Below are 11,886 nucleotides of genomic sequence, written 5' to 3'. Positions count from 1 at the left end.
AAACCTCTGTTATTTCGGCCCTCCAGATATTGCTAATGACTTCTTTCAGGTACCCAGTAAAGATTTTGCCGATATTTACATTCAGCTCGAAACTGCCGATGCTTGCGTCGATACCGCCACTAAGTTCCAAGCTTCGGACTATTATCAAGATTATGTCAAAGAGCGGCTGAGTTTGCCCACTAGTGAGATCTTCGATACTCATCGCGCGACGCTCCCACCGCCAACCCAGATTAAGCAGTCGTTCTTCAAGCAATTACAAATTCTGACTCGTCGCTACGGACAATTAATCCAGCGCGATCCGGTCTATTTAGGACTATCGTTATTAACAGCCCCGATCGGGATTTTATTGGTCTGGCTGGCGACTAAAGATACACTCCAAGATCCGAATAAAGTCTTCGATGTGGCGACTAATCCTTTATTGACACCGTTTACAGGTTCGCCCAATCTCAATCGAGCGGGCATGGCACTCAAAATTTTGTTTGTATTTACCTGTGCTAACGTGTGGGTGGGACTGGCGAGTTCGCTCCAGGAGATTATTAAGGAATCGGCAATTTATCTCCGCGAACGCTTGGTAAATCTGGGATTGTTCGCTTATGTCAGCTCGAAATTATTGACATTAGGCGGTTTGGCGATCGCCCAAACCCTGCTAATTAGCGCGATCGTGCTAATTTGTTTCAAACAGCCCGAATCAGTTGCCGAACTCAGTCCGCTCAATTGGTATTTAGGATTGATTATCACCACCTTCTTGAGCATTTTTGCCTCGATTTGTCTGGGGTTGATGGTTTCTGCCAGCGTCAAAAACAGCTCTCAGGCGAATAGTGCGTTACCTTTATTACTGTTACCTCAAATTATCTTTGCAGGGGTGTTATTCGGGCTAGATAAGGTGGCTGTGGGTAAGTTTATCTCCTGGTTGACGATCGGTAGGTGGTCGATCGGTGCTTACGGTACGCTCATCGACCTCAATGTGTTAATTCCCACGAGTAACAATGATGCCGGGATCGATTTTTCCCAAGTAATGAAGGCTTCTAGCGTCTACGACACGACTTGGAAAAATTTAGGCTTAAATTGGGGAATGTTGCTCATCCAGAGTGTTGTTTATATTGGCATAACGATTTGGCTACTCAAGCGCAAAGATTTACTCAAGTCCCCCAAACGACAAACCCCCAGCAAGAAAGTCAGTTGAAAGCGAAAGGGAGTGGCAAGTTGAAAGTTGAAAGTGTTTCCCAGACAGCCCTGTCGTTAATGCAAACATCGGCTCTATGTTAAATTTCCCGCTCTCCACCCGCATAACCCTAACTAATTAGCCCAAACAATTCTAGATACACTCCCCACACCCCCCGTCCCCCAGTCCCCCAGTCCCCCTCCCCCATCCCCACATGGACATCTACTGCACTCGTCCGCGTTGCGAACAACCACTAAATTCATTTTCCGATTTAGACGATCGCCAGCTCCTGAAAACCGTCCATCAACGGCATTGTGCGAATTGTGGGATGCCCCTAATTTTAGATGGTAGATATCTCCCTTCTAAAGTATTGCAACAGGGGGGATTGGGTGTGGCATTTCTGGGCTGCGATCGCCGCACGCCGGGACTCAGAAAGTGCGTTATCAAACAGTTACAAGTCAACCCCAGCTTTAATACCGCCCAACTCGAAACCGCCACGACGCTCTTTCATCGTGAAGCCGAAGTGCTCGAAAAATTAGGCGAACATCCGCAAATTCCGCGTCTGTTCGCCTTTTTAGAAATGACCGCATCGGCTTCGCCACCCTATACCCAGCAAAAGTTTTTCTATTTAGTCCAAGAGTATATCGAGGGCAAAAATCTCCAAGCAGAATTGGCAATTAAAAAGCGGTTTACAGAGCCAGAGGTAATTTCGGTACTGCGGGAAGTTGCCAAAATTTTAGAATTCATTCACTTTAAAGGCTCCATTCACCGCGATATTAAGCCCTCGAATATCATGCGCGACTTGCAGGGGCAAATTTATTTAATCGATTTTGGGGCTGTCAAGCAGGTAGTTGCTGAGACGGCGCGCAAGAGCGGGAACGATAATCGCAGTCTGACATGCGTATTTACGCCCGAATACGCACCGTGGGAGCAACGCCAGGGACAGGCAATCTATCCTTCTTCCGATTTATATGCCCTCGCCGTTACTTGCCTGAATCTGCTCACGGGTAGAGCACCGCAAGATTTATTAAATATCGACACTAATGAGTGGCAATGGCGCACGCCAGATCTGCAAGTCAGCGATGCCTTGGCAGACATCATCGATAAGATGCTCCGCAGTCTGCCCTCAGAAAGATTTCAGTCAGCGCGAGATGTATTAGAAGAGATCGAACATACTTGGGGTATTCCGGTTTTGAGTATGCCGTTCTCGAATATGCAAAATGCGAATAGTACGCCGATTCCGAGTACGTTGGTGTTGGGTACCTTTGCAAACGAGCCACAACCCGCCAGCGAAATTGCGCCGCAGCATCACGAAAATGGTGCCACGACAGTCGAAAACTATCCGATTCAGCCAGAAGAAGCACCACTCCAAGTTTATAACTCCCAGATCGAGAAAGTAGAGCCGATCGCCGCCAAAAAGCCTTGGCTCAAAATTGGTGCGATCGCGGCGGTGTTGGGTTTAGGTGCTTTCCTGCTAGGTAAAATCTGGCAGCCTACTGCCAACTCGCCACTAAATGCCGCACTTTCCCGCACCAGCAGCACTGGAGATCGAGTTTTACTCACCGTGGAAGGCAGTAAAGATACCGATCGATTTAAGAATTTAAAACGGGCAGGAATTTTAGCACTGACTAATAAAAAGTATGACGAAGCGATTACTAATTTCCAAGCAGCTCTGAACCTCAACCCCAACTCCCCCGAAACGCGGATTTATTTAAATAACGCCCTGATTGGCCATCGCAAAAGTTATACAATTGCCGTCTCCGCGCCGATTTCGCGATCGCTCGATCGCGCTTCGGAAATGTTACGCGGGTTTGCCCAAGCGCAATCCGAACTGAATCAATCTGGTGGTGTCAACGACGCAGAAATCAAACTGCGGATCGTGGATGATAGCGACGATCCTAAAAAGATCGAAACTATCGCCACGGGAATTGCCGAGCAACCGGACATTATGGGCATCGTCGGACACAATCGCAACGATGTCACCATGAAAGCAGCGGTAGTTTACGATCGCCAGAAAATAGCTTACATCGCCCCAATTAGCACGGCAAACGAACTCACCAGTGCCGCTAAACCCTACATATTTAGAACTAACGTCAAAGGCGAAGCAATCGCTCAAAAATTAGTCGATCGCTTGGTAGATAAAGAGAATAAGCGCAAAGTCGCCATTTTTTACGTCCCGACAATTACTTATAACGACCAATTTAAAACTGAATTTGCGAAGCAATTAACCACTAAAGGCGGGCAAGTCGTCTGTAGCTTTAAGTTTTCCACCGTCTCTTCCACCGTCTCTTCAACGGCATCCCCAACGGCATCTCCAACGCCTGCCAGCACGTCTGCGTTCGATCCCGAAGCCGCACTCTTACAAGCCAAAGCAATGGGCGCAGAAGCGATTCTCGTCCTCCCTGTCGGACGTTCCAATCGCGAGGCTTTGCGGGTATTAAAACTCAGAGCCGAAAAATATCCCGAACTGAGCGTGTTGAGCGATACGGCTTTATACAGTGTGGCTACCCTCAAAGCAGGCAAAGGATCGGCAGGATTAATTATGGGCGTACCTTGGCAAGAATCAGAAAGTTCGGCGCAATTTTCTACAGGTGCCCAACAACTCTGGAATACTCAAGTTAACTGGGCGACTGCGACTTCTTATAATGCGGTTAAAGCAATGGGGATGGCAATTAAAGCCGAAGATAATCCCTCGCGTACCAGCGTAATGGAAACGCTTGCCAAAACTGAATTTCTAGGTGCATCTGGCAAGTTACAATTTACCAACGGCGAGCCAACCGATCGCTATATCTTAGTCCAAGTCGCCCCCACTCCACCCAATTATAAATACTCGTCTCGCACTGGATTTGATTTTGTACCGATCGAATAGATTGAGTAAGGGGGATAGTGGATAGTGAATAGTGGATAGAGTTTTAATCTTCCCAGTCTCCCCGTCTCCCCGTCTCCCCGTCTCTCCGTCTCTCCGTCCCCCAGTCCCCCAGTCCCATCTCCAATGTAATGTCTAATCAATATTTACCGATCGTTGAAAGTATCGCCACTGGCACTCCCCAGCACATCGTTTATCAAAGCGATGCAGCTAAATTTGTGTCCGCTCTTTATGGTGCCCAGGCGCAACAACCGCAGATCGAGAGGATTTATAAAAACACGCGGATCGATACTCGACATTTAGCGATCGATTTATTGACAGATGAGGTGGTTAGGTTTTGTCGAGAACCGAATAATATCAAACAGAGGATGCAATTATATGCCGAATGTGCCATTCCCTTAGCAACAGAGGTAGCAGGTAAAGCAATTGCGATCGCCGCTCAACGTGCTGAGTCCGATCGCATCGATGTTGCCAAAATTATCGAATCGATCGGGCTGATTGTGTTTGTCACAAGCACGGGATTTTTAGCACCAGGTGTCGATACCAAAGTAATTGAAAATTTAGGATTGCGGCGCAATATTGCCCGCATCCCGGTTAATTTTATGGGGTGTGCGGCGGGAGTTACCGGGCTGCGAGTTGCTTGCGATTATCTCCGCGCTTATCCTCAGAGTAGGGCATTAGTGATCTGTCTGGAACTGAGTTCGATTAATTCGAGTTTTGAAGACAATCTCAACGAGATTATCATTCATAGTATTTTTGGCGATGGTTGTGCAGCCGTGGTTTTGGGTGCTTGCAAAACAGAAAAATTAGCCACCCAAGACCGATTAATTATTAGAGATAACTTTAGCTACCTCGTCGAAGATACCGCCGATGGCATTGTATTAGATGTCAGAGATAATGGCATTACTTGTCAATTGTCGCCCCAATTACCCAGCTATATCGAATCTGGTGTCGATCCGATTATTACCAACTTTCTCAAACAACATCATCTCACTAAAGCCGAAATTGATTTGTGGGCGGTGCATCCTGGTGGTACCAGAATTATCGAAAAAGTTCAGCGTTCCTTAGAACTCAGCGACGATCGCGTTGCTGATAGTTGGGAAATATTACGAGAATATGGCAATATGCTCAGTTGTGCCGTAATATTTGTGATCGAACGAATGCTAATTAGGATTGATGCCGATGCTGGTAATCGCGATCGCGTAGCGTCTCCCGTGGAGAATCGCCAGCAGCAATCGAATGGTAGTGACGATCCGCCCAGGTCGATCGATCCCTTAACTGGAATTGCTTTCTCCTTTTCGCCTGGAGTCGGTATCGAAGGTCTGTTATTTCAAAAATATTAAATTTCTTCTATTAATCATCCCTTAATATCCCTAAAAATATGGCTCCCGAACATCAAACCGAACTACTTAATCCGATCGATAAACAACCACCAACAGAACGAGAATTACCACCCCATCCTCCCACAGGGAGACCGCCGAGCGATTCTCCACGGGAGACGCTACGCGATCGCGAACTGCCCCCGCATCCGCCCGCAGGCAGACCGCCAGCCGAGCGACAACTTCCTCCTCATCCACCTGCCGCACCACCCCTCAACGAGCCAGGATCGCTAGTATCCCCAGCCGATCGCCGACCGTTAGATGAGCATGAAGCTCCGCCCCATCCACCTGACGGACAACCATTAGCAAATGTCTGGATTTATGATGGCGCAGCCTACGATCTGACCGAATTTATCGCCAAACATCCCGGCGGACAATTTTTTATCGGACGCACTAAAAATCGAGACATCACCACGATCGTCAATATTTTTCATCCCAACCCCGAAAAAGTCAAAAGAATCATTCAAAAATACGCCCTCGATCGCGAAGCTAGACCGGAAGATATCCATCCTAAATATAACGCCCCACCATTTTTGTTTAAAGAAGATTTTAATGGTTGGAAAGATACGCCTAGATATAGTTTTGAGAATAAAGAGCAACTATTAAATAAAATTAAAGCCAGAGTCAATCAACCAGAATTTGCCAAAAAAGTAGCTAGCCAAGACCGATTATTTGATATAGTTGGTATTAGCTTGTTCGGCATTTATTTGCTCAGTCAATGGTTGTATTTAGACGGCAACCAATATTTACCCGCCTATCTATTTATTCCCGCGATCGCGATTTTGAGAATTGCCTTAGCTGGAGTCGGACATTACCTAATCCATCGCCCACAAGTTGGTATTAATAAAGTACTAGCCAGTCTATTTGATATCAACTACGTACCGCTAGCCTTAGTCGTCACCGACGGACACACATTACTGCATCACCCCTTTACTCAAAGTGAAGTCGATATCAAAAAAAGCGTCTTTACGGCAATTTTAGAACTCCCACGTTACTATCGCATCCCCATCCATAGCTTTCATAAAGTCGGTCATTTAGTAATTGGCATGTTTCTCCGAATTGCCGATTTATTTCTGCTCACCTTCAAAATTGGAGCCAAAGATCTCTACGGTTCTTGGCAATTTGGCGTACCCCATTTTATCGGCAGCTTTGGCATTCATTTATTACTACTCGCCGAATTCGTTTTATTCTGGATGCACGGTGCATTAGGTGTATGGGTCGCCCAGTTTATGATTACACTGTGGATTAGCACATTTATGATTGTCGCCAGCCACGATTTCGAGCATCGGGATAGCGATGATGAATGGAATATCGAAATCGATTGGAGTAAAAAAGATTGGGCGGTAGAACAGATTAAAAATTCCTACGATCTGACAATGGTGGGTAATAAGTACCTCGATTGTTTCCTCTCGGCGGGTTTAAGTCCCCATCGCGTCCATCACGTTTTACCGCAGCAACGCAGCGGCTTCGCTAACATTTTAAGCGAAAGCATCGTCCGCGAAGAAGCCGAGCAATTTGGCATTAAATGGGTAGAACCTAAAAATTTCTTTACCGAACGTTTACCGCGCTTGGTAACTAATTATTTAGCAGTTCCTTCTAGAATGGCAAAAGAAAATAATCATGGCATCTTCAAAGAGCATTTCCATCCCCAAGCATTAATCAAAACACTAGATTATGCCTTCAAAGGTTGGACTGGAGTTGGTTCGATTTAAATAGGATGTCCGAGCAGTCTAAGAGGATGTCTGAAAAGGGATGTTTGATGTGAATCGTAGATCTAAATCCCTCTTTTTAAGGGAGACTTCCATCCGGTTGGGGGGATTTCTAGGGTTTATGCTGAAGAGAATTGACTTTTCAGACATCTTCTAAGATTTAATTTGGGAATGTGCGCTTTTCGATCGAGAACGGGGAATACTAAGTCAATTATTCCCTCGCGTTCCGTTATGCAAACATTAATCCGGATTATCGTCATCGGTAGCATTACACTAGGTTCCACTCAACTCCTTGCTCAAAGTGTCTTCCCCAAGCCAGGTTGTAATATCAAAGGGAATATCTCGTGGAACAAAGATAAAAAACTCTATCATTTGCCAGGGATGAAGGATTATGAGATCGTTAAGATCGATCCGGCAAAAGGCGAACGATGGTTTTGTACGGAGTCGGAAGCAATTGCTAATGGCTGGCAGAAAGCACCAAAATAAACGGTAGCGATCGAGTATCTTTGAGTAGAGTGTGTCTCCATGCATATTGCTCTACCCATCTTTTTTATTTCCCACACCCCCAGATTGAGATCCTGGGGATGCAAGATTTTCTAGTCGATCGGATAATGGAAGTAGAGATCTGAGCATACCCAAATTTTATGAAGTTACTCCCGACACTCGATACACCTAGTCCCATTCAGTTATGGCAATGGATTACTGAGCCGACCGAATATTTGCATAACTACGATCGACAGTGCGGGGATATTTTCTCTGTTAAAATGTCTGGGCCACTAAATCGGGCGGTTTTTATTAGCAATCCTCAATCGATGCAAGCGGTATTAACTAACGATACCAAGCAATTTTCCGCACCCGGATCGAGCAATCAGATCTTAAAACCTTTTTTAGGCGATCGCGGCATTATTTTACTCGATGGGGGCGAACATCGTCAACGCCGACAGTTATTAATGCCCCAATTTCACGGCGATAAAATTCGGGCGTACACAGATCTCATTTGTGAGGTGACGCGAGACGTTGTCAGTCAATGGCAAGTGGGTGAAACTATTAATATCCGCGAGCAAATGCAGTCAATTTCGCTCTCGGTAATTTTACAGGCAGTATTTGGATTATACAAAGGAGAACGATACGATCGAATTCGGGATAAATTAGTCGCAGTGCTAGCATTAGTTGAATCGCCAATTAATGCTAGTTTTTTATTAATACCTGCATTACAACAAGATTTAGGCGCGTGGAGTCCGTGGGGTCGATTTTTACGCGATCGCGCAGAACTCGATCGATTACTATATGAAGAAATTGCCGAGCGTCGTCGCAATTATCAACCCGATCGAGCTGATATTCTTACATTACTAATTGGTGCGAAAGATGCCGATGGTAATAGCATGAGCGATATCGAACTGCACGACGAATTGATGACATTACTATTCGCCGGACATGAAACCACCGCCACCGCCATCTCTTGGGCGGTTTATTGGGTGAATTATCTACCAGAAGTCAAGCAAAAATTACTAGCCGAACTTGCTACGATCGGTACCGAACGCGATCCGATCGCGATTAGTCGTCTACCTTATCTCAATGCCGTTTGTTCGGAAGCTTTACGGATTTATCCAGTCGGGATGCTCACATTCCCCCGGATCGTCCAAGAACCTGTTGCTTTACAAGATTATAACATCGAGCCAGGAACGATGATTGCAGGCTGTATTTATCTTACTCACCACCGTGAAGATATTTATCCCGAACCACATTTATTCAAACCAGAACGCTTTTTAGAACGTCAATTTTCGCCCTATGAGTTTATCCCCTTTGGCGGCGGCAGTCGTCGCTGTATCGGCATGGCACTAGCGCAATTAGAACTAAAATTAGTCGTACTTGAAGTTTTCGCCAATTGTCAACTCGAACTCACAGGTAAATTACCAGTCGTACCCGTCCGTCGCGGCGTAACTTTAGGGCCAAAAGGGGGAATTGAGGCTAAAGTTCAGTCAATACTACTCTAATGAGAATTTTGAGAATCCAGTCGGCACTAATTAAGTAGACTACAGCGTAACTCGATCGCTGCCGAGTTTTCCAAAATCTTCGCTATTCTCATGGTAGTAAATACTGAGACATTCCATTCCAAGGTCGAGATCCACTGATGATAAAGTCAAAATCCCTAATTCAACTATTTACCCCGATCCTATTAAGCATTATTCCGATCTTCGGACTCAGCGGTTGCAATCTCGTCAACCAAATCGGGCAACCGAGAACCGAATTCGATCTTGCAAATCAACAGTTGCTGAAGAATTCCGAGCTTAATTTATACGATGACAGTCTCATCGAGAAATTTCAGCAGATCGGACAGCCTGCCGTAGCCAAATTGACACCACAGCTTCAGGATAAAAATAGGCAAGTAAGAGAGCATACAGCATACGTCTTGGGCAAAATGGGAGAGACAGCAAAATCTGCCGTACCCGCTCTAACCCCTTTACTCAAAGACCCTGAATGGCAGGTTCAACATGCGGCCGCCAAAGCACTGGGTGAGATGGGGACAGCCGCAGCACCCGCTATTGCCGCACTCATCGCCGAACTTCCCAAGCCAGATTCAGAAACACACATAAATACAACGCCAGAATTATTAAGCCAAGTCGGCAACTCTGCCGTTCCAGCACTCATCATCGCGCTCGAAGATCGGGATAAAGTGGTGAGATCTAGAGCGGCGTATGCATTACAACTGATGGAGGCAACCGCCAAACCTGCCATTCCAGCACTGATAAAAATATTCAAAGACCCAGATCCAGGAATGAGATCGAGCGCAGCCTCGGCATTAGGCGCAATGGGTACAACCGCCAAACCTGCCGTTCCCACACTGATAAAAACGCTCAAAGACCCAGATCCAGGAGTGAGATCGAACGCAGCATCGGCATTATCAAAAATCCAAACAGAAACTAAACTCATCCTCCCCGTTCTCATCGCCACACTTGCAGACAAAGATGAATCAGCGCGAAAGAATGCAGTCAGAACCCTACTACAGATGGGGTCGGCAGCCAAGCCCGCAGTCCCCGCACTCGTGCTCGTGCTCAAAGACCCCAACCAATCAGCAGACACATTCACCCGCACGGATGCAGCCGAAGCATTAGGTCGAATCGGTGCGATCCCAGAACTGAGCGCAGCACTCCAAGATCCGCTCCCCATCGTCCGCTGGCGCGCAGCATACGCACTAGGTAAGATTGGTGATGCTGCCAAACCTGCCATCCCCACACTCATTACTGCACTTCAAAACGACCAAAATGCAGACGTGCGGCGGCGGGCAGCCGAAGCATTAGGCGAAATCGGTACATCAGCACAACAACCCACAGTTTCCGCGCTCAACAAGGCAAGCAAAGACCCAGACGGATGGGTGCAACGGGGAGCAGCAGAGGCTTTAAAAAGGCTAGACGATCGGAAATCTGAGTAGCTCTTCTACATAAAAAGTCGTACCGCACCATCGACCAGTGCTGTCATATTGACGCACCAACCGTTGTCTGTGTCCGCTTTCGTGTACCCAGCCGATTTCGACACAGAAGGGGTGCCCTAGCGCGATTTGGGTGGGTGCGGTGGTGTAACCGCCATCGGGATGGAGGAGGATTTGATAAGCTCGTCCATCGAGGGTAAATTTGAGTAGCCGATCGCTAGTCGCCGTGAGATCGATCGAGTCGTTATCTGCTACTAATTGGTACCCGCGATCGAGTGCGGTCAATGTCGAGTGCGATCGAGCCACAGTCCGCGATGTAGACTGGGGATAAAATGTCGTCGCCGTACCTTGCCAAGTGCCTAATAAATCGGGGATGGTAAGCTGGGAACGTGCGGGTATTGTCGTACCTTGACGATGTTCGCTCACGAAAGTTACCCGATCGAATTTACCATCGACATCGAACAGCTGAATCGTCCGAAAGCGACGATCGATTGCGATTAACGAGAATTCGGCGATCGTTTTCACACCCGCAGTCACCGCCAGCGCGCCGGAACTAAATGCACCCGGATCGAAATAAATTGCTCCGATTCCTGGCGGCGTACTAAAATCCCACACGACTTCTTTAGCATAGCGTTCGGTACTATTGGGAAGGGGATAAAAGCGGGTTAGTACCAAATGGATGGCTTGGTTGTCGCGGACACCTTCGAGTTTAATGATACTGGGGATATCTTCAATTAAGTCCCCTGCAGGTTTAACGGTAGCGAAGGAACCTACCCATTCACCCAGATTTCTAAGGACGCATTCCCATTGAGATTTCATTTAGTGAATAATGGTAATGTTAAAGGAGGAATTCTCTGATTTGAGACTACTTTCTTGCTTACGCTTGCCACGAGTTACGGCAATAACGCTATCGATGTATGAGCCTTGCATGAATATTCCTCACACCAGTATTCAGAGACATTCTCTATCATAGTCAGCAATCTGATGTATTGAAAGGCAAGTTAATATGCCCGAAATGCTCTGGGAGTCATGCCGACAAATTTGCGAAAATGCTTGGTCAAATGGCTCCGATCGGCAAATCCACAGGCTAGGGCAATATCGATAATTGCTGCATCATTTTGCTTTAATTGCCGCTTGGCTCGATTACCTACTGGCTCGACACGCTTAAAATTGTGGGTAAGAGTTAGCGATCGCCACTATGATCAACCCCAATATCAAGTATAGAATAGAACTCACATCGGAGCAGCGAGAGGAGCTGATAGAAATTAGCAAAAATGGCAAAAAAACGGCAAAGCAAGTGAATCACGCCAATGTGCTATTAATGGCAGATGATAATGCAGTAG

The 11,886-nt window shown here is 46.6% G+C and carries 8 protein-coding genes and 1 pseudogene; 7 read left to right on the top strand and 2 right to left on the bottom strand.

Annotated elements, in window-relative coordinates; translation table 11 throughout:
- The 7 genes from RMO79_RS20285 to RMO79_RS20255 all read left to right on the top strand — a co-directional run.
- The coding region (locus RMO79_RS20285) for an ABC transporter permease (protein WP_310485081.1) at positions 1 to 1,183 on the top strand (1,183 nt) is incomplete at its 5' end.
- A gap of 193 nt (positions 1,184 to 1,376) precedes the next feature.
- Positions 1,377 to 4,031, top strand: a complete 2,655-nt coding sequence (locus RMO79_RS20280; protein ID WP_310485080.1) for a protein kinase domain-containing protein — start codon at positions 1,377 to 1,379, stop codon at positions 4,029 to 4,031.
- Positions 4,032 to 4,159: 128 nt separating this feature from the next.
- Complete coding sequence (locus tag RMO79_RS20275) at positions 4,160 to 5,371, top strand: 3-oxoacyl-[acyl-carrier-protein] synthase III C-terminal domain-containing protein (RefSeq protein ID WP_310485079.1); 1,212 nt, start codon at positions 4,160 to 4,162, stop codon at positions 5,369 to 5,371.
- 38 nt (positions 5,372 to 5,409) lie between these two features.
- Positions 5,410 to 7,119 carry a cytochrome b5-like heme/steroid binding domain-containing protein gene (locus RMO79_RS20270; RefSeq protein WP_310485078.1) on the top strand — a complete coding sequence of 570 codons (1,710 nt, stop codon included), beginning with the start codon at positions 5,410 to 5,412 and terminating at the stop codon, positions 7,117 to 7,119.
- A 228-nt stretch (positions 7,120 to 7,347) separates the two neighbouring features.
- Entirely contained in the window at positions 7,348 to 7,602 is a 255-nt protein-coding gene (locus RMO79_RS20265) for a hypothetical protein (RefSeq protein WP_310485077.1), read from the top strand.
- A gap of 158 nt (positions 7,603 to 7,760) precedes the next feature.
- Positions 7,761 to 9,110: a cytochrome P450 gene (locus tag RMO79_RS20260; protein WP_310485076.1), complete on the top strand. Its 1,350-nt coding sequence runs from the start codon at positions 7,761 to 7,763 to the stop codon at positions 9,108 to 9,110.
- 137 nt (positions 9,111 to 9,247) lie between these two features.
- Complete coding sequence (locus RMO79_RS20255; RefSeq protein WP_310485075.1) at positions 9,248 to 10,546, top strand: HEAT repeat domain-containing protein; 1,299 nt, start codon at positions 9,248 to 9,250, stop codon at positions 10,544 to 10,546.
- Here RMO79_RS20255 and RMO79_RS20250 read toward each other — a convergent pair.
- Together RMO79_RS20250 and RMO79_RS20245 are read right to left on the bottom strand one after the other, a co-directional pair.
- Complete coding sequence (locus tag RMO79_RS20250) at positions 10,523 to 11,362, bottom strand: DUF3598 family protein (RefSeq protein ID WP_310485074.1); 840 nt, start codon at positions 11,360 to 11,362, stop codon at positions 10,523 to 10,525. The two genes, RMO79_RS20255 and RMO79_RS20250, sit on opposite strands and share 24 nt — an antisense overlap.
- 182 nt (positions 11,363 to 11,544) lie before the next feature.
- Positions 11,545 to 11,676 (bottom strand): annotated as a pseudogene (locus RMO79_RS20245) (helix-turn-helix domain-containing protein); the annotation flags it as partial.
- Positions 11,677 to 11,886: the final 210 nt, after the last annotated feature.

It is taken from the genome of Chamaesiphon sp. VAR_48_metabat_403 (genome assembly GCF_031422475.1).
GTDB lineage: Bacteria > Cyanobacteriota > Cyanobacteriia > Cyanobacteriales > Chamaesiphonaceae > Chamaesiphon.
The sequence above is the reverse complement of the archived record's forward strand: the minus strand, read 5'-3'. Positions and strand labels throughout refer to the sequence as shown.